Here is a 20,827-nt window from a genome sequence, read left to right as displayed (position 1 = left end):
TTTGACGTAGACGTGTGTTTTAAAGAGAGCGAGCACGAAGACAGCCATGGCTGAGGCTCAGAACATTCCGGCGGGTTCGACCACCGCCGGCGCGATCGCGGTGGCCGCCGAGTCCACCGTCGCCACCCGGATGAGTGCCCCCCCGTCCTTCGACGTGGCGGACTTCCCCGTGCCCCACGGCCGCGAGGAGGAGTGGCGCTTCACCCCGCTGGCCCGCCTGCGCGGTCTCCACGACGGCACCGCGGTCGCCGACGGCGCCATCAAGGCCCAGATCGACGCGCCCGAGGGCGTCACGGTCGAGTCGGTGGACCGCGACGACGCGCGCATCGGCAAAGCCGGCACCCCGGTGGACCGGATCGCCGCCCAGGCGTACTCGTCCTTCGCCAAGGCCACGGTCGTCACCGTGCCCAAGGAGGCCGTCCTGACCGAGCCGGTGCGCCTCTCGCTGCACGGCGAGGGCGGTACCACCTTCGGACACACCGTCTTCGACGTGCAGGCCTTCGCCGAGGCCGTCATCGTCATCGACCACACCGGTGACGCCGTGCGCGCCGCCAACGTCGACTTCCTCGTCGGCGACGGCGCCAAGCTCACCGTCGTCTCCGTGCAGGACTGGGACGACACGGCCGTCCACTGCTCGCAGCACAACACGCTGATCGGCCGCGACGCGAGCTTCAAGTCCGTCGTGGTCACCTTCGGCGGCGACGTCGTCCGCATCCACCCGCGGATCACCTACGCCGGCCCCGGCGGCGAGGCCGAGCTCTTCGGCCTGTACTTCACGGACGCCGGCCAGCACCAGGAGCACCGCCTCCTGGTCAACCACGCAGCGCCGCACTGCAAGTCGAACGTGGTCTACAAGGGTGCGCTCCAGGGCCAGGACGCCCACGCGGTGTGGATCGGTGACGTGCTCATCGAGAAGACCGCCGAGGGCACCGACACCTACGAGATGAACCGCAACCTCGTCCTCACGGACGGCGCGCGCGTCGACTCGGTGCCGAACCTCGAGATCGAGACCGGCGAGATCGTCGGCGCCGGCCACGCCTCGGCGACCGGCCGCTTCGACGACGAGCAGCTCTTCTACCTCCAGGCCCGCGGCATCCCGGCCGACGAGGCCCGCCGCCTGGTCGTCCGCGGCTTCTTCGCCGAGCTCGTCCAGCAGATCGGTGTCCCGGACATCGAGGAGCGCCTGCTCAGCAAGATCGAGGCCGAGCTCCAGGGTTCCGTCTGATGAACTACGTCAAGGCCTGCGCGCTGAGCGAGCTGGAGGAGAACACCCCGAAGAGGGTGGAACTCGACGGCACGCCGGTGTCCATCGTCTCCACCGAGGGGGAGGTGTTCGCGATCAACGACATCTGCTCGCACGCGAACGTCTCGCTCTCGGAGGGCGAGGTCGAGGACTGCATGATCGAGTGCTGGCTGCACGGGTCGGCCTTCGACCTGCGCACCGGCAAGCCCTCCGGTCTGCCCGCGACGCGCCCCGTACCCGTATACCCCGTAAAGATCGAAGGGGGCGACGTGCTCGTCTCCCTCACCCAGGAGTCCTGAGGTATCCATGGCAACGCTTGAAATCCACGACCTGCACGTCTCCGTCGAGGCCGAGAACGGCGCCCGCGAGATCCTCAAGGGCGTCGACCTCACCGTCAAGCAGGGTGAGACGCACGCCATCATGGGTCCGAACGGCTCCGGCAAGTCCACCCTGGCGTACTCGCTCGCCGGTCACCCGAAGTACACCATCACCGGTGGCACCGTGACCCTCGACGGCGAGGACGTCCTGGAGATGTCCGTCGACGAGCGTGCCCGCGCCGGCGTCTTCCTCGCCATGCAGTACCCGGTCGAGGTCCCCGGCGTCTCGGTCTCCAACTTCCTCCGCACCTCGGCCACCGCCATCCGCGGCGAGGCGCCGAAGCTGCGCACCTGGGTGAAGGAGGTCAAGGCCGCGATGGAGCAGCTCCACATGGACCCGGCCTTCGCCGACCGCAACGTCAACGAGGGCTTCTCCGGTGGTGAGAAGAAGCGCCACGAGATCCTGCAGCTGGAGCTCCTGAAGCCGAAGATCGCGATCCTCGACGAGACCGACTCCGGCCTCGACGTCGACGCGCTGCGCATCGTCTCGGAGGGCGTCAACCGCGTCCGCGAGACCGGTGAGGTCGGCACCCTGCTGATCACCCACTACACGCGCATCCTGCGCTACATCAAGCCCGACTTCGTGCACGTGTTCGCGAACGGCCGCATCGCCGAGTCCGGTGGCGCCGAGCTCGCCGACCAGCTGGAGGCCGAGGGTTACGACAAGTACGTGAAGGGTGGCGCGACCGCGTGACACAGCTGCCTGGCCTCCTCGACATCGAGGCGATCCGCAAGGACTTCCCCCTTCTGGATCGTGTGGTCCACGACGGGAAGAAGATCGTTTACCTGGACAACGCGGCGACTTCGCAGAAGCCGCGCCAGGTGCTCGACGCGCTGAACGAGTACTACGAGCAGCACAACGCCAACGTCCACCGCGGCGTGCACGTGCTCGCCGAGGAGGCCACGGCGCTGTACGAGGGCGCCCGCGACAAGGTCGCCGCCTTCATCAACGCGCCGAGCCGCGACGAGGTGATCTTCACCAAGAACGCCTCGGAGTCGCTCAACCTGGTCGCGAACATGCTCGGCTGGGCGGACGAGCCCTACCGGGTCGACCGCGAGACCGAGATCGCCATCACGGAGATGGAGCACCACTCCAACATCGTCCCGTGGCAGCTGCTCTCGCAGCGCACCGGTGCGAAGCTGAAGTGGTTCGGCCTCACCGACGACGGCCGGCTCGACCTGTCCAACATCGAAGAGGTCATCACGGAGAAGACGAAGATCGTCTCCTTCACGCTGGTCTCCAACATCATGGGCACGGTCAACCCGGTCGAGGCGATCGTCCGGCGTGCCCAGGACGTCGGCGCCCTGGTGCTGATCGACGCCTCCCAGGCCGCCCCGCACATGCCGCTGGACGTCCAGGCGCTCGGCGCCGACTTCGTGGCCTTCACCGGCCACAAGATGTGCGGCCCGACCGGCATCGGCGTCCTCTGGGGCCGCCAGGAGCTCCTGGAGGACCTGCCCCCGTTCCTCGGTGGCGGCGAGATGATCGAGACCGTGTCGATGCACGCCTCGACCTATGCCCCGGCGCCCCACAAGTTCGAGGCCGGTACGCCCCCGATCGCCCAGGCCGTCGGCCTCGGCGCGGCCGTGGACTACCTGTCCGCGATCGGCATGGACAAGATCGCCGCGCACGAGCACGCGATCACCGAGTACGCGATCAAGCGTCTCGCCGAGGTGCCCGACCTGCGGATCATCGGCCCCACCACGGCCGAGGACCGCGGCGCCGCGATCTCCTTCGTCCTCGGCGACATCCACCCGCACGACGTCGGCCAGGTGCTGGACGAGCAGGGCATCGCGGTCCGCGTGGGACACCACTGCGCGCGCCCCGTCTGCCTGCGCTACGGAATTCCGGCGACGACGCGAGCGTCTTTCTATCTGTACTCCTCTCCGGCCGACGTCGACGCGCTGGTCGACGGGCTGGAGCACGTACGGAACTTCTTCGGGTGACGACGAGTCGACGACGATGAGGCTGACGAGGACGCTGTGAAGCTGGATTCGATGTACCAGGAACTCATCCTGGACCACTACAAGCACCCGCACGGGCGTGGCCTGCGCGACGGCGACGCCGAGGTGCACCACGTCAACCCGACGTGCGGCGACGAGATCACGCTGCGCGTGAAGTACGACGGCGAGACGCTCACCGATGTCTCGTACGAGGGCCAGGGCTGCTCCATCAGCCAGGCCAGCGCGTCCGTACTCAATGAGCTGCTGGTCGGCAAGGACCTGGCCGAGGCGCAGAAGATCCAGGCGGTGTTCCTGGAGATGATGCAGTCCAAGGGCAAGATCGAGCCGGACGAGGCCATGGAGGACGTGCTGGAGGACGCGGTCGCGTTCGTCGGGGTCTCCAAGTACCCGGCTCGCGTGAAATGTGCTCTGCTGAGTTGGATGGCGTGGAAGGACGCGACCGCCCAGGCTCTGGGCGACGCGGAGAGGAAGACGGCATGACCGAGAACGCGACGCCCGAGGCGTCGACCAAGCCGGCCACCGAGGAGGAGGTCCGTGAGGCCCTCTACGACGTGGTCGACCCCGAGCTGGGCATCGACGTCGTCAATCTGGGCCTGATCTACGGCATCCACATCGACGACGCCAACATCGCCACCCTCGACATGACGCTGACCTCGGCGGCCTGCCCGCTGACCGACGTCATCGAGGACCAGGCGAAGTCGGCGACGGACGGCATCGTCAACGAGCTCCGGATCAACTGGGTCTGGATGCCGCCGTGGGGCCCGGACAAGATCACGGACGACGGTCGTGAGCAGCTCCGCGCGCTCGGCTTCAACGTCTGATCACCGCTCGCGGACGAGGGCCCCCGGCACGGTCGTGCCGGGGGCCCTTCTGCTCTCCACCGTTGTCTTCTTGATCGGGAACGCTGTTCTCCGGGTGGACGGATGGCGTGCACCCGCAGTTGTCCACCGTCGCCGAACCTTCTCGACGGCCGTCACGACGTGGCGCCGAATACGAGAGGACCCTCTGTGACCGTTCGTTTCGCCGCCGGGACAGCCGGCGCCGCCGCCCTGCTGTTCGTCGGGCTGACCGCGCCCGCACAGGCCGTGACGTACGGGACGCCGACGATCGCGCTGTCCGCGTCCTACCTCTCCGGAGCCGTCGGGGCCGTCGGGGACCCGGTCGTGAACGTCACCGTCGGCCAGAGCGGGGCCGACGCCTCCGCCCTGACGGTCAGCGCCTCGGCGTCGAGCAAGGCCTCGGTCGCCGGGACCGGCGACGTCACCGTCACCGGCGCCGGGGCGGTGCGGCAGCTGGCCGTCACGGCGCGCGGCCGCGGCTACACCGACCTCACCGTCAAGGTGACCGGGCTGGGCGGCAAGACCGCCACCAGGACCCTCTCGTACGCCGCCTCCTCCGAGGTGCGGAACCCGGCCGACGCGCGCTACCTCACCGGCTCCGCGGACGCCTCGGCCGCCGTGGACGTGGGCGGCGGGTACGCGGTGGTGGCGGACGACGAGTCCAACGTGCTGCGCCTGTACGACCGCTCCCGCTCGGGCGCGCCCGTGCGGACCTGGGACTTCAGCTCGCAGCTCGGGGTCACCAAGGAGGTGGACATCGAGGGGGCGACCCGGATCGGCGACACCGTCTACTGGACCGGCTCGCTCGGCAACAACAAGGACGGCGAGTACAAGGCGCCCCGGAACACGGTGTTCACCACCACGGTGAGCGGGTCCGGCACGGGCACGCAGCTGGCGTACGGGCGCTCGTACAAGAAGCTCCGCGAGGACCTGGTCGCCTGGGACACGGCGAACGGCAACCGCTACGGCTTCGCGGCCGGCACCGCGGCGGGCCAGGCGCCCAAGCAGATCGACGGCTTCAACGTGGAGGGGCTGGAGTTCGCGCCCGGCTCCACGACCACCGCCTACCTGGGCTTCCGGGCCCCGCTGGCGCCGGCCGTGCCGGGCGGCAAGGCGCTGATCGTGCCCGTCACCAACTTCGACAAGGTCCTTGCGAGCGGGGCCAAGGCCGTCTTCGGGGCGGGCATCGAGCTGGACCTCGGCGGACTGGCCGTCCGGGACCTGCGCAAGAACACGGCCGGGCAGTACCTGATCCTGGCCGGCTCCTGGGCCGCGGACGACAACTCCGACCCGTACGCGCTCTACCAGTGGGACGGCGTTCCCGGGCACGCCCCGGTCAAGCGGGCCGATCTGCCGACCACCGACCCGGGCGGCTGGGAGGCCGTCGTGGACGTCCCGGACCTGACGGCCGCGGGCGCCCGGGTGCAGCTGGTCACCGACAGCGGGTCCGCGGACCTCTACGGCGACGGCACCGAGGCCAAGGACCTGACGCACGCCGAGTGGAAGAAGGCGCGGGCGGCCTGGTTCACGCTGAATCCGTGATCAGGGGCTCCGCCGTGAACGACCCGGCCGGGTGCTCACCGCGGAGCCGCCGGTCGGCGTAGAGCAGGCCGGCGGTCAGCTGGGGGAAGGCCGGCAGCAGGGCCGCCGCGAGCAGCACGCCGACGGCGCCGAACCAGTACTGCAGGGCGTAGCCGACGCCCAGCGCCAGCGCCGCCGCCGGAGCGGTGACGCACAGGGTGCGCCACCAGGCGCCGCGCACCAGGCGGGCCGAGCGGCGCAGGGCCGCCAGGGGGCCGAGCCCCTCGTACCCGGCGGCCGTGGGGGCCAGGGCGAAGAGCACGGCGAGCCACAGGGCGACCGGGGCGAGCGGGAGCAGGGCGAGCGCCGGCAGCCCGGCGGCGAAGGCGGCGGCGGCCGGTCCGGCGGCGGCGAGCAGGGCCAGCAGCCCGGCGCCGAGCACCGCGGGCGTCCGGGGCAGGGCGGCCCGCAGCAGCTCGCGCGCGGCGACGCGGCGCCCGAGGACGGCCGGCCGGAGCAGGGCCGCGGCCAGGGCACCGGACAGGGCCCAGCCGAACAGCAGGAACAGGGCGAAGGCCGGGATGAGGGCGTAGACGAACGCCCGGCTGCCGGCGGTACGGGTCAGGGAGGCGAGGGTGGCCGCCCCGGCGACCACGGCCACCGGCAGCAGCCCGCCGAGCTGCCCGAGGAGCAGGGCGCCGAGCAGCCGGCCGCCGTAGCGGCGCAGGGTGACGAGGGCGCCGCCGAGGATCTCCCGCGGTGCCAGCGGGCGCAGAGGTATCACGCCCGGCAGGGGAGAGCGCGAGGGCAGCCAGCCGCTGCCGTGGTGGGTCCAATGCTGCGCCATGCGCGGGCCGCCCCTTCTCCCCGCCCAAGGGCATCGCGGGGCTGAGCCACCGCAGCGCCGCCGCGGAGGCCGACGTACCGCTCGGGTCGACGACGTACCACTTCAAGACCCTGGACGACCTGCTGGTCGCGGCGCTGCGCCAGGCCAACGAGGGCTTCGCGCGGGCGGTGGCGGACTCGGCGGCGCTGGCCGACCCGGAAGCGGACCTCGCCCGGGCGCTGGCCCGCCTGCTGGGGGAGCTCCTGGCGGCGGACCGGGGCCGGGTCGAGCTGGAGTACGAGCTCTACCTCGCGGCCCTGCGCCGGCCGGCGCTGCGTCCGGTGGCGTCGCAGTGGTGCGAGTCCGTGTGCGCGGCGCTCGCCGCCCGGACGGATCCGGTGACGGCGCGGGCGCTGGTGGCCGTCATGGACGGCATCGGCCTCCAGGTCCTGCTGACGGACGCCCCGTACGACGAGGCGTACGCCCGGGAGGTCCTGGGCCGGGTGCTGGGGCGCACCACCTAGCCCGCGGAGCGGACCGCGGTCAGTGCCGTGGCCACGCTCGCCTCGATGTCCCGGATCGGGTAGATCACCTCACGGACCGTGCGGTCGCGGTCCACGACCAGGGTCAGCCGCTTGATCCGGCTCACGCCCCCCGCGCGGAACGTCGGCAGTCGCAGCGCAGCCGTCAGCGCCAGGTCCGCGTCCGACAGGAGCGGGAACCGCAGCCGCTCGTGCTCGGCGAACTCCCGCTGCTCGTCCGGGCGCTGGGCCGACACCCCGTGCACGGTGGCGCCGGCCGCGGTGAACTCCGCGAGCTGGTCGCGGTACGTGCACGACTCGAAGGTGCAGCCCTTGGCGCCGGGGATGCCGGCCCAGCCGGGCGGGTAGGCCTCGGCGCGGGCGTACGCGCCCGGGAAGCAGTACAGGACCGTGAACGGGGTGTCCGCCACCGGGTCGCTCAGCCCGCCGAAACGGTCCGGCAGCAGCAGCTCCGGTACCCGCGTGCCGCGCAGCGCGTGCACCCGTTCCGCCTCCCGCGAGGCCGCGTCGGTCGTCGCCGTCATCTCGCCCTCTCCCAGGACCCAGGTGTCTCCCCAGTCCTGGAGGGCCACCAGGACCGGCAGCAGCCCCCGCCCGCGCGGGGTCAGCCGGTACTCGTACCGCACCGGTCGTTCCTGGTACGGCTCGCGCGTCAGCACCCCGGCCTCGACGAGCATCTTCAGCCGCTCCGTCAGCACCTTGCGGGACATGCCCAGCTCGCGCTGGAGCTCGTCGAAGCGGTGCACGCCGCGCGCGGTGTCGCGCACGATCAGCAGCGTCCACCAGTCGCCCACCACGTCGAGGGCCTGGGCGATGGCGCAGTCCGCGTCGCCGAGGTGTGTGCGCTGGGCCATGGGAACTCCTTCGTCCGTTGACCCGAGGTTGTCATGCTGACATAGTCAGTTCCCAAAAGGAACTAACTCATCGGATGCGGGGGACACGGGTGTGCTGCAGGGGTTCAAGGACATACCGAGGGTCGTGTGGCTGCTGGCTGCGGGGGTGTTCGTCAACGCCGTCGTCAGCTTCACCTTCGTCTTCGTCTTCCTCTACCTGACCGGCCCGCGCGGCCTCGGGGCCGCCGAGGCCGGCCTCGTCAGCGGCATCAGCGGGGTCGGCCTGGTCGCGGGCAACTTCAGCGGCGGCTGGTACGGGGACCGCTTCGGCCACCGCCGGGTGCTGCTGGCCGCCGCCACTCTGGGTGGACTGGCCCTCGCGGCCTTCCCGCTGCTGCCCACGCCGCTCCTCTTCGTGGCCATGCCGGTGGCCCAGTACGCCTCGGGCGTGATCCGGGCCGCGAACTCCGCGCTGGTCGCGGTCGCCGTACCGGAGGGAGACCGCCGCCAGGCCTTCGCGCTCGTACGCTGCGCGTCCAACGGCGGATTCACCCTCGGGCCGCCGCTCGGCGCCCTGATCGCCACCGGGCTCTCGTACGACTGGCTCTTCGTCGCCGACGGCGTCGGGACCCTCGTCTTCGCCCTCTGGACCGCCCGCGTCGTCCCGGCGCGCGGCGCGTCCCGCAAGAGCCCCGCGGCCCCGGACGGGGGTCGGGGCCGCGGACTCGCCGCCGAACTGCGGGCCCGGCCCGCCCTGTTGGTGCTGCTCGGCGCGATCCTGGTGACCGACGTCGTCTACCGCCAGCAGTACTCCACCTTCCCCGTCTTCCTGACCGACCACGGCCTGGACCCGCGGGCCTTCGGGCTCGTCATCGCCCTCAACGGCGGGGTGATCCTGCTGCTGGAGCTGCCCGCCGCCGTCGCGCTGCGCGAACGGCCGGCGCTGCCGGTGATCGCGGCCGGGCTGGTGCTGGTCGGGGCCGGCTACGGGGCGCTGCTCTTCGGGGCGGGGATCGCGAGCGCCGTGGTGATGATGGTCCTGCTGAGCCTCGGGGAGATCCTCTACAAGACCACCGCCACCGCCTACGTGGCCGACGAGGCGCCCGAGCACGCCATCGGGCGGTTCCAGAGCCTGTACGCGGGCGTCTCGGTCAGCGGGGTCGTCATCGGGCCGCCGCTGGGCGGCGCGCTGTACTCGGCCGCTCCCGGCCTGCTGTGGCCGCTCTGTGCCGGGCTGGCGGTGGCGGCGGGCGGGGCGGTGCTGTGGGCCTCGGCGCGGCAGCGGCGACACGCGCTCCGCCCGGCACATGAGACCGGTTCGCGACCGCAGGTCGTCGCCGGTTAGGTTTCGGATATGACTGCTACGCGTACCACCGGCGCCGTCGCCGCCGGACTTGCCACCCTCACCGCCGACGGCACCGTCCTCGACACCTGGTTCCCCGCTCCCGAGCTGGTCGCCGAGCCCGGCCCGGCCGGCACCGAGCGCCTCACCGCCGAGCAGGCCGTGGAGCTCCTCGGCGCCGCCGCGGCCAAGGCGATCCGCACGGACGCGGTCCGCGGCGTCGAGGTCGTAGCCGTCCGCACGGTGATCGCCTCCCTGGACGACAAGCCGCTGGACGCGCACGACGCGTACCTGCGCCTGCACCTGCTCAGCCACCGCCTGGTCAAGCCGCACGGCCAGAACCTCGACGGAGTCTTCGGCCTGCTGGCCAACGTCGCCTGGACCTCGCTGGGCCCGGTCGCGATCGACCAGGTCGAGACCGTCCGCCTGAACGCGCGCGCCGAGGGCCTGCACCTCCAGGTCACCTCGATCGACAAGTTCCCGCGGATGACCGACTACGTCGCCCCCAAGGGCGTGCGCATCGCCGACGCGGACCGCGTTCGCCTCGGCGCGCACCTCGCCGAGGGCACCACCGTCATGCACGAGGGCTTCGTCAACTTCAACGCCGGCACCCTCGGCACCTCCATGGTCGAGGGCCGCATCTCCGCGGGCGTCGTGGTCGGCGACGGCTCCGACATCGGCGGCGGCGCCTCCACCATGGGCACCCTCTCGGGTGGCGGCAAGCAGATCATCTCGATCGGCGAGCGCACCCTGATCGGCGCCGAGGCCGGCGTCGGCATCGCGCTGGGCGACGAGTGCGTCGTCGAGGCCGGCCTGTACGTGACCGCGGGCACCCGCGTCACGCTGCCGGACGGCCAGATCGTCAAGGCCCTGGAGCTCTCCGGCGCCAGCAACATCCTCTTCCGCCGCAACTCGGTCACCGGCGCCGTCGAGGCCCGTCCGTACAAGGCGGCCTGGGGCGGCCTGAACGAGGTCCTGCACAGCCACAACTGACGCTCCGCCGGTTGCCGGTTGCCCGATGTCAGCACCGAGCGCCCTTTCGGCCCCTCGCGGGTCGGGAGGGCGCTCGGTCGTGGGCGGGGCCGGTACTCGGTCGGGACTGAGTACGTGCGCTCTGGTCGGCGGTGGGGCCGCAGGGAAGGCTGGGGGACATGAGACGACGACCCCTCTCCGGCCCCGCTCCCCGGCTCCTGACCGCTCTGCTGCTCGCCGTGCTGGCGTCGGCGGCCTGGGCCGCCTGGCTGGGCTGGGACCAGCAGCGCGACGTACACCCCGACGGTTCGCAGACCGGCCCGTACGAGGCATGGCAGGTGATCGGGCTCGTGGTGACCCTGCTGGTGCCGGTGTGCTGGGCGGCGTTGCGCGGCAACGCGGCGGGCGTCGTCGCGGGCGTCACGGCCGGTCTGACGATCGCCGCGGCCTACGACTGGTCGGACGACGCCAGCGGGCTCTTCGTCATCGGCGTCGGGATGGTCATGGTGGGGAGCCTCGTCGTGACCGCCGGCGTCTGCGCCCTGATCGGCGCGGTGGGACGGCGACAGCCTCCGCGGCGCGTCCACGAGTAGGCCGGGGACGCGGCGAGGGGTTCGGCGGCGGTCAGTGCAGCGGGATCGTGCGGACCAGGCCGGCGAAGGCCTGCTGCTCCGCCTCGGTCAGCTCCACCGACTCCATCGGGTGCCCGGCACAGCCGCGCTGCGCCGGGATCATCGGCAGACCCTCGGGCGCGCTGGGCTCCGGCTGGTGGAAGCGGCTGTCCCACAGCATGTGACCGAAACCCACGACCCAGACGAGCGCGGCCACGAGCAGGACGGCGAGGCCGATTTCGTGGGCGAGGGAGATGGAGGGGAACACGCGGATCCTCCAGGGAGGGGGCGGTACAAGCCGGGCAAGATCGGGCGTGGAGATACTCAACACCACAACCGGTGGATTCGGTAGGGATGTGTCGAGCGTCACGCCAGGGGCGAAAGTCCCCGCCTTGCCCGGAAAAGGGCCCGCTACGGCGTCAGCTTCAGCTTGAAGCCCTCGTGGCTGCGCGCGAAGCCGAGCCGCTCGTAGAAGCGGTGGGCCGCGGTGCGCCGCTTGCTGCTCGTCAGCTGGACCAGGCCGCAGCCGCGCTCGCGGGCCCGCTCGACGGCCAGGCGCATCAGCTCCGCGCCGAGTCCCGCGCCCCGCCGGTCCGCGCGGACCCGTACGGCCTCCACGACGGCCCGCTCCTGCCCGTTCTGCCCCAGGCCCGGGATGTACGTCAGCTGGAGGCAGCCGAGGACGACCTCCGCCCCGGCCGCCCCGTCGGTGAGGACCATCATCTCGTTGCGGGGGTCCGCCCCGATGGCGGCGAAGGCCCGCTCGTGCGCCTCGCCGACCACGATCGAGGCCGGGTCGAGGACCTGGTCCTCGTCGGCGAGCAGGGCGAGTACGGCGGGCAGGTCCCGGCGCCCGGCATTGCGGAAGTCCATGGCCGGATTGTGGCAGGGGGCCCGGCCGGGACGGCGGCCGGACCCCCGCGGCCGCGTGGCTACGGCTTGAAGCGCAGCACCTGCGGGTCGTGGTCGCTGTTCTGGGCCGAGAACTCCGCGTTGATGTGCACGCTGTCGTACGTGAACTTCTTGACCGCCGGGCTGGTCAGGATCTGGTCCAGCACCTGCGCGTTGCCCTGGTAGACGTACGAGTAGCGCTCCGCCTTCGGCAGCGACTTGATCGCCGGGTACAGCGCCCCGCCGTCCGCGAGCGCGTCCGTCGTCGCCGAGAACTCGAAGTCGTTGATGTCACCGAGGACCAGGACGTTCGCGTTCTTGTCCGCCGTCAGGATCTCCTTGACGAAGCCGTTCACGGCCTGCGCCTGCAGCAGCCGCTTGGCCTCCGAGGAACGGACCGGCGGCTGGTGGTGCGAGGTCAGGCCCTCGTCGCCGCCCTTGGAGCCGAAGTGGTTGGCGATCACGAAGACCGTCTTGCCGCGGAAGACGAACTCGCCCGCGAGGGGCTTGCGGCTGTCCGCCCACGCCGGGTTCGCGGGGTCGACGCGGCCGGGGGAGTGGGTCAGGGCGGCCTTGCCGTTCTCCTTGACCACACCGGTCGCCGTCACCGCGTCGCCCGGGGCGCGCTCGGTGAAGGAGACCCGCGCCGGGTTGAAGAGGAAGACCTGGCGGATGTTGCCGCCGGGCTCGCCGCCGTCCTTCTTGTCCTCCGGGTTGACGGACCGCCACTGGTAGGCCGGGCCGCCCGCCGCCGTGATCGCCGCGGTGAACTTCGTCAGCGTCTGCTCGGCGGAGACGGTGCCGTCGTTCTTGGCGCCGTTGTCGTCCTGGATCTCCTCCAGGGCGAGGACGTCGGGCGAGGCGAGGTTCTCGACGACCGCCTTCGCCAGCGCGTCGAACTTCTCCTGCGGGTCGGTCGGGTCGAGGTTCTCCACGTTGTACGTGGCCACCGCGAGCTCCTGCTCGGCCTGCGGCTTGGTCTTCTCGGGGGCGAGGGTGCCCGCCTTGACCGTGCCGAGGGTGCGGGCCACCAGCGTGTAGCCGCCGAACTGGTTGAAGTCCAGCGGGCCCTCGGTGGTGCCTTCCAGCTTGTCGCCGACGTTGGCCACCGGGAAGGGCTGCTGCGCGAGGGGCGCGAGCTGCTGGATCTGGAGGCGGCCGGTGTTCTGGGACTCGTAGGAGCCGTAGATCGTGCCACCGCGCTTGGCGGTGTTCTCCCAGCCCTTCACCGTGACCCACAGCTCCGCGTGCGGGTCGGTGGCGCCGACCACGCGGGAGGTGCCGATCCTGACGTTCATGCCCTCCAGGGACTCGTAGTAGTCCAGGGCGTAGCGCGCGGGCTCCAGGGCCAGGCCGTTGATGCTGCCGGCGGCGGCCGGGTCGCCCGCCGGGGCGTACTCGGCGGGCACCGAGTACTCGTTGATCGCGGTGGCCTCGGGCAGCGCGTTGCCGGAGGAGACCACGGTCACCGTCGGCTTGGAGATCTGCGTGACCGACTGGTTTCCGGAGGTCAGGCCGCCGGGGACGTACTCGCCGACGGTGCCGGAGACCTTGACCGCGTCGCCCACGGCGACGGTGGGGGCCGAGCTGGTGAAGACGAACACGCCCTCGCTGGTGGCGTCGTTGTCGTCGGCGTCCGGGTCCTGGATCCAGAAGCCGCGCGAGCCGTACGTCCGCACGCCCGTCACGATGCCCTCGACGTCGGTGACCTGCTTGCCGTTCAGCGGGGATATCCGGGTGGTGCCCTGGATGTCGTGGATGCGTATCGGATCGGCGGACACGGCGCCTTCGGCCGCGTCGGCGGAGCCCGCGAGCAGGCCGGTGGCCAGTGCGGTGGCGACGAGGGCCGCGACGGCGGCGGAACGGGGATGCGAGGAGCGCATGGGCAGGAACTCCGGTGTGGGAGAGGGAAAGGAGGGGCGCGGCAGCGGGGTCGCAGCGAGATCTGCGGGGGGCGTGCCGCTCCCGATACATCTACGCGCGTCAATTTCCTGTGTGGCCAGCAAAGTTGTCAAGCCCTCCAGGGAATACGACGGCTGACTGTGGGATGAACCAACGGTGATGGCCCGCCGGATGGTCCCGAAATGCGTCTACGCTGGGACGCCGAACGACGGCCACCGCTGTCATCTGCGCCACATCCGACCCGCGCCGCCTTGCCTGGCATGTCGGCCATGTCGCCGATGTCCGCGCGCACATGACGGACCAACCGGCCGTTACGACCCGTCGGCCCGGCTGCGCGCCCGGCCCCACCGCGTCCGCGAGGAGAACAGCACCATGTCCGCAGAGTCGCACCCCACGTTGCCGCCGGTACGGCTGCACTCCGACGCGGAACTGGCCCGCGACGCCCTCGTCGCCCCGCTGTTCGCGCGCGCCGTGCGCCTCGCCCGCTGGGCCGGACCCGGAACCCGCGTCGACGTCGGCGGCGAACTCGTCGCGGAGCAGCTGCCCGAGGCCGTCGCCGTGCTCGGCCTCGACGCCGCCGACCAGGACTCCACCGGGTACGCGGGCCAGGCCTGGCGGGTGGCCGTGGACACCGGCCTGGTCGACGTGACGGAGCCGGAGGAGGACGCCGGGCAGGGCGTCCGCGAAGGAGCCGGCCACGATGGTGAGGAGCGCTTCGGCACGGCCGCGCCCGGCGAGGACCTGGCGCTCGTGACGAGCGGAGCCCCCGGCGACGTGCTCGACCTCTGGCTGGCGGCCCTGGACACGGTGCTCGCCGACGCGGCGGTCCCCGACTTGGACGGCCTCGTCGACGCGCTGGACGCGGGCGGTGAGATCGACTTCGACCAGCTCGACTGGAACCCGGGCCGCGAGGCGGACTTCCTCGACGGGGTCCTCGCCAACCTCTACCTGCTCACCGTCACCGAGGGCGGGGCGGCGGACCGGCCGGTTCCGCTGCCGGTGCTCGCCGCGTCGATGGTCGTGCCCGACGGGATGGGCGAGCCCACCGACGCCGTGCTGGAGCAGGTCTCGGACGCGATGATGCGCCTCGACGACCAGTTCAGGCAGCTGGAGCCGATCGGGCTGGTCGAGTTCCGGCCCGTCGACGAGGAGCTGATGGCGGAGGCCGAAGGACCGCTGGAGCCGAAGGCCACGGGCGCCGTGGACGACGAGGACGTCTCCCGCTACGGCATGGTCCGCCTCACCCCGCTCGGCCTGTACGGGATCCGGGCCCGGATGCTGGAGGCCGGGGTCGAGGCCCCCGCCGTCGGCGAACTGGCCGACAAGGGCGCCGACGCACTGCTCGACGCGGTCGCCTTCTACCCCGAGAACGCCGCCCAGGCCGAGATCGAGCAGTGGCTCGCCGGCCGCGAATTGCCCGCCGCGGTCGCCGAACTGCTGGCCGCCGCGCGCGGGGACGACGAGGGCGGCCCGCTGCGCCGGCTCCGGTGCCAGCAGGCCCTGGCGCCGGCCGGGCCCGAGGCGGAGCCGGCGGTCCGGGCGGTGCTGGACGACGCGGAGCTCGGCGGCCTCGCCCGGGTCTGGCTGGCGGAGCGCGGGGTGGCCGACGTACCGGCGCCGGACCCGGAGATGGTGTTCTGGCTGACGGTCGACACGGTCGCGGCGCAGCTGGCCGCCGACGGGGAGACGGAGGAGCTGCCGCTCCTGATGGAGACCCTGACCGCTCATCACACGGGCTTCTTCGAGCAGGTGTGGCGGGTGGAGCACCCGGCGACGGCGTACGTCCTGGAGGCGATGGGCCGGCTGCACCCGGACAAGAAGGCGGCGAAGGAGGCCCGCAAGGCCGCGTTCAAGGCGCGCTCCCGCCGCCCCTGATCCGGACGGCCGGCGGGATGGCCTGCGGGATGGCTGGTGGGTCGGTGGGGTGGTCGGTGAGGTGGCTCGTGAGGCGGTCGGTGGGGTGGCTCGTGGGGCGGTCGGTGGGGTGGCTCGTGGGGCGGTTGGTGGGCGGCGACAATGCGCCGTTCCTGCGGCCGGAGTTGGCCATTCCGGCCACCGGCAAGGGGACTGATCCTCTTCGTGGGTAGTTCAGCCGCCGTTCACGTGCGGGCGAGAGCGTGTGCGCCGACGACCGCACGACAGGCGCACCACCTCCCCACCCCAGGAGACCCGATGCCGCTCAGCCGCAGAGACTTCACCGCCCGTACCGTCATCGCCGGCGCGGGCGTGGCCCTCACCGGGACCGTCGGCGCACTCGCCACCGCCCCGGGAGCGCTGGCGGCCGACGACAGCACCCACCGCGACGAGCACGGGCGGCCCTGCGAGCCCGGCTACGGCCCGCTCGTCCCCGACCCGGCCGGCATCCTCGCCCTCCCCGCCGGGTTCACCTACCGCGTGATCACGCACAGCGGGGTCACCACGCTGGAGTCGGGCGAGAGCACCCCGTCCAACCACGACGGGACCGCCGCCTTCGAGGGCCACCGGGGAGTCACCCTCCTCGTCAACAACCACGAGCTCAAGGGCCCCCGTTCGGGCTGGACCCACCCCGTCCCGCTCACCGAGGGCCTGGTCTACGACCCGGCCGCGGCCGGCGGCTGCACGGTCGTCGAGGTCCGGCGCGGCGGCGAGGTCGCCGAATGGGTCGGCATCGCCGGCACGTCCACCAACTGCGCGGGCGGCGCCACCCCCTGGGGCACCTGGCTGACCTGCGAGGAGAACTCGGACCTCGCCGGCAAGAACGGCATGACCAAGGACCACGGCTACGTCTTCGAGGTCGACCCGCACGACCGCCGCGCCAACCGCGACCCGCGCCCGATCAAGGCGTTCGGGCGGTACGACCACGAAGCCGTCGTCATCGATCCGCGCCAGGGCCACGCCTACCTGACCGAGGACGCCTCCGGCCCCAACGGGCTGCTCTACCGCTGGACCCCGCCCCGCGGCTTCCACCACGGGCGCGGCAGGCTCCGTACGCTCGCGGCCGACGCCGGCGTGCTCCAGGCCGCCAAGTGCATCGACAGCTCCGGCCGGTTCGTCGACGACTTCTCGCGCGCGACGCGGATCGGCACCGTCTACGGGGTCGACTGGGTGGACGTCCCGGACCGCGACGCCCGCACCACGGCGGTGCGCAAGCAGTTCGCGGACGGGGTGGTGACGCGCGGGCGCAAGCTGGAGGGCATGTGGTGGGCCGACGGCGGCGCGTACTTCGTCTCCTCCTACGCCCGCCAGGAGAGCCCGGGCGCGGCGCACGACGGCCAGGTCTGGTTCTACGACCCGAAGCGGCGCACGGTCCGCCTGACCGTCCTGATCGGCGTCAACGCGGATCCGGCGGTGGACGGCGGCTACGACGGTCCGGACAACATCACGGTGTCCCCGTACGGCGGCCTCGTCATCGCGGAGGACGGCTCGGGGCTGCAGCACCTGTTCGGCGCGACCGAGTCGGGCCGCACCTACCCGCTCGCGCGCAACGAGTTGAATCTCGGAACGGCGGAGGAGCCGGAGTACTCCGAGTTCACCGGGGTCTGCTTCTCCCCGGACGGGCGCACGCTGTTCGCCAACCTCCAGACGCCGGGCATCATGCTGGCCATCACCGGACCGTGGCGGCGCGGTCACTGACGCGGACGGCGCACGGCGTGCCCGAGCGCGCGGGTGTGAACGGGCCCGTGCGTGCGGGACGGGCGCGGGCGGACAGCCGCCCGCGCTCACGGGCCTGCGGAAACCTCCGCACGCGAGGCCTCGGCCCATTCGGAGAGGAGGAACTCATACGCCTCCGAGGGCCACTCGCCGTCCACCCGGGATTCGACGAGGTGCCGTATCGCCTCGTTCGCCTCGGCGGCGGACGGGCGGGCGGGACCCGCGGGTGTGAGTGTCTCGTGCATGGTTTCAAGGCTACGGGCGGGCACTGACAGCCACTTACGGATTACGCGTGGCATCCATCACCCGGGATGCGCCGCCGTGGCTGCCGGTGCCCGCCCACCTGCTCAGAGTGCCTGTGCGGCGGGCTTGACCATGCCGCGCACTGTGCGCGACTTCACAAACTCGCCCATGGCCGTCATCTCCCACTCGCCGCTGAACTGCTTGATCAGCTTGGCCATCATCACGCCGGTCTGCGGCTCGGCGGAGGTCAGGTCGAAGCGCACCAGCTCCTCGCCGCTCGCCGCGTCGATCAGGCGGCAGTAGGCCTTCGCCACCTCGGTGAACTTCTGGCCGGAGAAGGAGTTGACCGTGAAGACCAGCCCGGTGGCCTCGGCGGGCAGCCGGCCGAGGTCCACGACGATCACCTCGTCGTCGCCCGCGCCCTCACCGGTGAGGTTGTCCCCCGAGTGCTTGATGGAGCCGCCGAGGATGGACAGCTTGCCGAAGTAACAGCTGTCGATGTGGTTGCGCTGGGGGCCGTACGCGATGACGGAGGCGTCGAGGTCGATGTCCCGGCCGCCGAAGGCGGGCTCCCACCCCAGGCCCATCTTGACCTGGGACAGGAGCGGGCGGCCGCCCTTGACCAGGGACACGGTCTGGTTCTTCTGGAGGCTGACCCGGCCCTTGTCGAGGTTGATCTTCCCCGTGCCGGCCGCGGCGGCCGGGGGTGCGGCGGGGGCCGCCGCCGGGACCGGCGCGACCGGGGTGGGCGCCGTCGGGGTCGTGGCGCCGCCGAGCCAGGGGGAGGGCGGGTAGGAGACCGGCGGGGCGGGCGGGGCGGGGGGCGCCGGGGCGACGGGCGGGGCGACGGCGGCGGGAGCCGGCTCCTCGTCCACGGAGACGCCGAAGTCGGTGGCGATGCCGGCGAGGCCGTTCGCGTACCCCTGGCCGACCGCGCGCACCTTCCACACGCCGCCGCGCAGGTAGATCTCGACGACGACGAGCGCGGTCTCGGAGCCCAGCTGCGGCGGGGTGAAGGAGGCGATCACCGCGCCGCCGTCGGCGCCGCGCACGGTGGCCGTGGGCTCGATGCCCTGGAAGGTCTGCCCGGCGGCGTCCGGGCTGGCGGTGACCACGATCCGCTCGATGCCCGGCGGCACCGCGCCGGTGTCCACGGTGATCGAGTCCGGCGCCGCACCCCCGCCGGACCGGTAGCTGACACCGGGGCCGGAGGGCTGGTTGAAGAAGATGAAGTCGGCGTCGGAGCGCACCTTGCCGTCGGCCGTCAGGAGCAGGGCCGATACGTCGAGCCGCACCGGCGCAGCCACGTCCACCGTCACACGGACGGCATTGAGCGGCAGATTGGAACCAGGGGTCATAGCGGTCATGCCCGGAGAACGACCGGAGGGGCTTTGCCGTTCCCTTACCCTCGCTCGAGATTTCAGCGCCGGTCGCGGGGGTGGTACCGGGCCGGTTGGGGTCAGCCGCCCGTGACCCGGCGCGGGAGCCCCAGCGGGTTCGCCTCGCGCAGCTCCGCCGGAAGGAGCGCGTCCGGCACCGACTGGTAGGCCACCGGCCGGAGCCAGCGCTCGATCGCGGTCTCGCCCACCGAGGTGGAGTGCGAGGTCGCCGCCGGGTAGGGGCCGCCGTGGTGCTGGGCCGGGGCCACCGCCACCCCGGTCGGCCAGCCGTTGACCACGATCCGCCCCGCCAGCCCCGTGACCTGCCGGATCAGCTCGGCGGCCGGGCCCGGCGCGCCCTGCGTCTCGGCGGCCGACAACTGGAGCGTGGCGCTCAGGTTCCCCGGAAGCCGGCCGAGCACCGCGCGCACCTCGTCCTGGTCGGCGTACCGCACGACGACGGTGACCGGGCCGAAGCACTCCTCCAGGAGGAGGTCGTACGTCCCGCCCCCGAGCAGGTCCGCGGCGGTCACGGTCAGGTAGCCCGCGCCGACGGTGTGCTCCCCGCCGGAGCCCGGGGTGACGGGGGCGTCGACGCCGGGCAGCCCGGCCCGCTCGCGCACCCCGGAGACGAAGTCGTCGCGCATCCGGTGGTCGAGCAGCACCCCGGGTTCCGTCTCCCCGAGCGCCTTGGTGAGCGCTCCGGTGAGGCGGTCGCCCGCCGCCCCCTCGGGGACCAGCACCAGCCCGGGCTTCACGCAGAACTGGCCGAGGCCGAGGGTGACCGAGCCCGCGAGCCCGGCGCCGATCTCCTCGGCGCGCTCGGCGGCCGCCGCCGGGGTGACCACGACGGGGTTGAGGGAGCCCAGTTCGCCGTGGAAGGGGATCGGCACGGGCCGGGCGGCGGCCGCGTCGAACAGCGCCCGTCCGCCCCGGATGGAACCGGTGAATCCGGCGGCGGACACCAGTGGATGGCGGATCAGCTCCAGGCCGGCGTCGAAGCCGTGGACCACGGTCACCACGTCGGCCGGGAGCCCCGTGGCGACCGCGGCCCGGCGCAGCAGCGAGGCGCACAGCTCGGAGGTGGCCGGGTGGTCGGGGTGCGCCTTGACGACCACCGGGCAGCCGGCGGCCAGCGCGCTCGCGGTGTCCCCGCCGGGGACGGAGAAGGCGAGCGGGAAGTTGGAGGCGGCGTAGACCGCGACCACGCCGAGCGGCACCTTGTAGCGGCGCAGTTCGGGGCGGGGCGGGCTGAGGGAGGGGTCGGCGCGGTCGATCCGGACGTCGAGGTAGGCGCCCTCGTCGACGGCGTCGGCGAAGGCGCGCAGCTGGCCGGTGGTGCGGGCCAGTTCGCCCGTGAGCCGGCCCGGGCCGAGCGCGGTCTCGGCGTCGGCGGCCTCGATGACGTGGGCGGCGGCCTCGTCGAGCAGCGTGGCGGCGGCGCGCAGGAAGGCGGCGCGGACGGTGGCGTCGGCGAGCGGGCCGCGGGCCGCGTGGGCCGCCCGTACGGCTCCGTCGACCTCTTGCGGCGTGGCTTCCACCGCGACCTGCTCGCGCTGCTTCCCGGTGCGGGGGTCCACACTCCAGACTGGTGTCGTTGCCATGGCCCACTGCCTCCTGGATCGTTCAGTATTCTGAACGCCGTTCCGGTGGATGAATGATCACATCTGCTGCGGACTCTATTTCCGCGTCCTCCGCGTGACAAGAGGCG

21 protein-coding genes are annotated in these 20,827 nt (G+C 72.4%); 13 read left to right on the top strand and 8 right to left on the bottom strand.

The annotated features are described in order from the left end of the window. The first annotated feature begins 46 nt into the window (after positions 1-46). From sufD to ACZ6JT_RS33380, 7 genes are all read left to right on the top strand, one after another. Complete coding sequence (sufD, locus tag ACZ6JT_RS33410; protein WP_469215666.1) at positions 47-1,225, top strand: Fe-S cluster assembly protein SufD; 1,179 nt, start codon at positions 47-49, stop codon at positions 1,223-1,225. After that, positions 1,225-1,542: a bifunctional 3-phenylpropionate/cinnamic acid dioxygenase ferredoxin subunit gene (locus tag ACZ6JT_RS33405; protein WP_469215664.1), complete on the top strand. Its 318-nt coding sequence runs from the start codon at positions 1,225-1,227 to the stop codon at positions 1,540-1,542. Before sufD ends, ACZ6JT_RS33405 begins: the two co-directional genes overlap by 1 nt. A gap of 7 nt (positions 1,543-1,549) precedes the next feature. Continuing rightward, positions 1,550-2,314, top strand: a complete 765-nt coding sequence (gene sufC / locus ACZ6JT_RS33400; RefSeq protein WP_376614111.1) for a Fe-S cluster assembly ATPase SufC — start codon at positions 1,550-1,552, stop codon at positions 2,312-2,314. Continuing rightward, on the top strand, positions 2,311-3,567 hold the full coding sequence (locus ACZ6JT_RS33395; RefSeq protein ID WP_469215662.1) for a cysteine desulfurase: 1,257 nt from the start codon (positions 2,311-2,313) through the stop codon (positions 3,565-3,567). Before sufC ends, ACZ6JT_RS33395 begins: the two co-directional genes overlap by 4 nt. Before the next feature lie 36 nt (positions 3,568-3,603). Continuing rightward, on the top strand, positions 3,604-4,065 hold the full coding sequence (gene sufU / locus ACZ6JT_RS33390; protein WP_351291359.1) for a Fe-S cluster assembly sulfur transfer protein SufU: 462 nt from the start codon (positions 3,604-3,606) through the stop codon (positions 4,063-4,065). Further along, complete coding sequence (locus tag ACZ6JT_RS33385; protein WP_030027092.1) at positions 4,062-4,406, top strand: metal-sulfur cluster assembly factor; 345 nt, start codon at positions 4,062-4,064, stop codon at positions 4,404-4,406. The genes sufU and ACZ6JT_RS33385 overlap by 4 nt, the downstream gene beginning before the upstream one ends. A gap of 228 nt (positions 4,407-4,634) precedes the next feature. Then, on the top strand, positions 4,635-5,966 hold the full coding sequence (locus ACZ6JT_RS33380) for a hypothetical protein (protein ID WP_469215816.1): 1,332 nt from the start codon (positions 4,635-4,637) through the stop codon (positions 5,964-5,966). Here the strand turns inward: ACZ6JT_RS33380 and ACZ6JT_RS33375 are convergent. Further along, positions 5,950-6,729 (bottom strand): hypothetical protein, encoded by a 780-nt coding sequence (locus ACZ6JT_RS33375; protein ID WP_469215659.1) that lies wholly within the window; start codon positions 6,727-6,729, stop codon positions 5,950-5,952. The two genes, ACZ6JT_RS33380 and ACZ6JT_RS33375, sit on opposite strands and share 17 nt — an antisense overlap. Here ACZ6JT_RS33375 and ACZ6JT_RS33370 point away from each other — a divergent pair. Next, positions 6,705-7,295 (top strand): TetR/AcrR family transcriptional regulator, encoded by a 591-nt coding sequence (locus tag ACZ6JT_RS33370; protein WP_469215657.1) that lies wholly within the window; start codon positions 6,705-6,707, stop codon positions 7,293-7,295. The genes ACZ6JT_RS33375 and ACZ6JT_RS33370 overlap by 25 nt on opposite strands. Here ACZ6JT_RS33370 and ACZ6JT_RS33365 read toward each other — a convergent pair. Next, entirely contained in the window at positions 7,292-8,167 is an 876-nt protein-coding gene (locus ACZ6JT_RS33365; protein WP_469215655.1) for a winged helix-turn-helix transcriptional regulator, read from the bottom strand. The genes ACZ6JT_RS33370 and ACZ6JT_RS33365 overlap by 4 nt on opposite strands. Before the next feature lie 94 nt (positions 8,168-8,261). On the opposite strand from ACZ6JT_RS33365, the gene ACZ6JT_RS33360 reads away from it, so the two are divergent. The 3 genes from ACZ6JT_RS33360 (at position 8,262) to ACZ6JT_RS33350 (ending at position 11,053) form a co-directional block, all read left to right on the top strand. Continuing rightward, positions 8,262-9,491 carry an MFS transporter gene (locus ACZ6JT_RS33360; protein WP_469215815.1) on the top strand — a complete coding sequence of 410 codons (1,230 nt, stop codon included), beginning with the start codon at positions 8,262-8,264 and terminating at the stop codon, positions 9,489-9,491. Positions 9,492-9,500: 9 nt separating this feature from the next. After that, positions 9,501-10,481 carry a 2,3,4,5-tetrahydropyridine-2,6-dicarboxylate N-succinyltransferase gene (gene dapD, locus ACZ6JT_RS33355; protein WP_385809660.1) on the top strand — a complete coding sequence of 327 codons (981 nt, stop codon included), beginning with the start codon at positions 9,501-9,503 and terminating at the stop codon, positions 10,479-10,481. Between the two features lie 158 nt (positions 10,482-10,639). Continuing rightward, positions 10,640-11,053: a hypothetical protein gene (locus ACZ6JT_RS33350; RefSeq protein WP_469215653.1), complete on the top strand. Its 414-nt coding sequence runs from the start codon at positions 10,640-10,642 to the stop codon at positions 11,051-11,053. Positions 11,054-11,084: 31 nt separating this feature from the next. Here ACZ6JT_RS33350 and ACZ6JT_RS33345 read toward each other — a convergent pair whose 3' ends face one another. The 3 genes from ACZ6JT_RS33345 to ACZ6JT_RS33335 form a co-directional block, all read right to left on the bottom strand. Next, the gene (locus tag ACZ6JT_RS33345) at positions 11,085-11,339 is read right to left on the bottom strand and encodes a hypothetical protein (RefSeq protein WP_469215651.1); all 255 of its coding nucleotides are present in this window, start codon (positions 11,337-11,339) and stop codon (positions 11,085-11,087) included. Between the two features lie 143 nt (positions 11,340-11,482). Beyond that, complete coding sequence (locus ACZ6JT_RS33340) at positions 11,483-11,944, bottom strand: GNAT family N-acetyltransferase (RefSeq protein WP_469215649.1); 462 nt, start codon at positions 11,942-11,944, stop codon at positions 11,483-11,485. Positions 11,945-12,003: 59 nt separating this feature from the next. Next, positions 12,004-13,845, bottom strand: a complete 1,842-nt coding sequence (locus ACZ6JT_RS33335) for an endonuclease/exonuclease/phosphatase family protein (RefSeq protein ID WP_469215647.1) — start codon at positions 13,843-13,845, stop codon at positions 12,004-12,006. A 391-nt stretch (positions 13,846-14,236) separates the two neighbouring features. Here ACZ6JT_RS33335 and ACZ6JT_RS33330 point away from each other — a divergent pair, with 391 nt between their 5' ends. Next, positions 14,237-15,739, top strand: a complete 1,503-nt coding sequence (locus ACZ6JT_RS33330; protein ID WP_469215646.1) for a hypothetical protein — start codon at positions 14,237-14,239, stop codon at positions 15,737-15,739. Between the two features lie 297 nt (positions 15,740-16,036). Then, on the top strand, positions 16,037-17,476 hold the full coding sequence (locus ACZ6JT_RS33325; RefSeq protein WP_469215645.1) for an alkaline phosphatase PhoX: 1,440 nt from the start codon (positions 16,037-16,039) through the stop codon (positions 17,474-17,476). Between the two features lie 86 nt (positions 17,477-17,562). Here the strand turns inward: ACZ6JT_RS33325 and ACZ6JT_RS33320 are convergent, their stop codons facing one another. The 3 genes from ACZ6JT_RS33320 to ACZ6JT_RS33310 form a co-directional block, all read right to left on the bottom strand. Further along, positions 17,563-17,739, bottom strand: a complete 177-nt coding sequence (locus tag ACZ6JT_RS33320; protein WP_469215643.1) for a hypothetical protein — start codon at positions 17,737-17,739, stop codon at positions 17,563-17,565. A gap of 102 nt (positions 17,740-17,841) precedes the next feature. Then, entirely contained in the window at positions 17,842-19,095 is a 1,254-nt protein-coding gene (locus ACZ6JT_RS33315) for a TerD family protein (protein ID WP_469215814.1), read from the bottom strand. Between the two features lie 101 nt (positions 19,096-19,196). Then, positions 19,197-20,720: an aldehyde dehydrogenase (NADP(+)) gene (locus tag ACZ6JT_RS33310; protein WP_469215641.1), complete on the bottom strand. Its 1,524-nt coding sequence runs from the start codon at positions 20,718-20,720 to the stop codon at positions 19,197-19,199. Positions 20,721-20,827: the final 107 nt, after the last annotated feature.

It is taken from the genome of Streptomyces sp. NPDC046308 (assembly GCF_055588065.1).
Note: the sequence above shows the minus strand (reverse complement) of the source record. Positions and strands in the feature narration are given on the sequence as shown.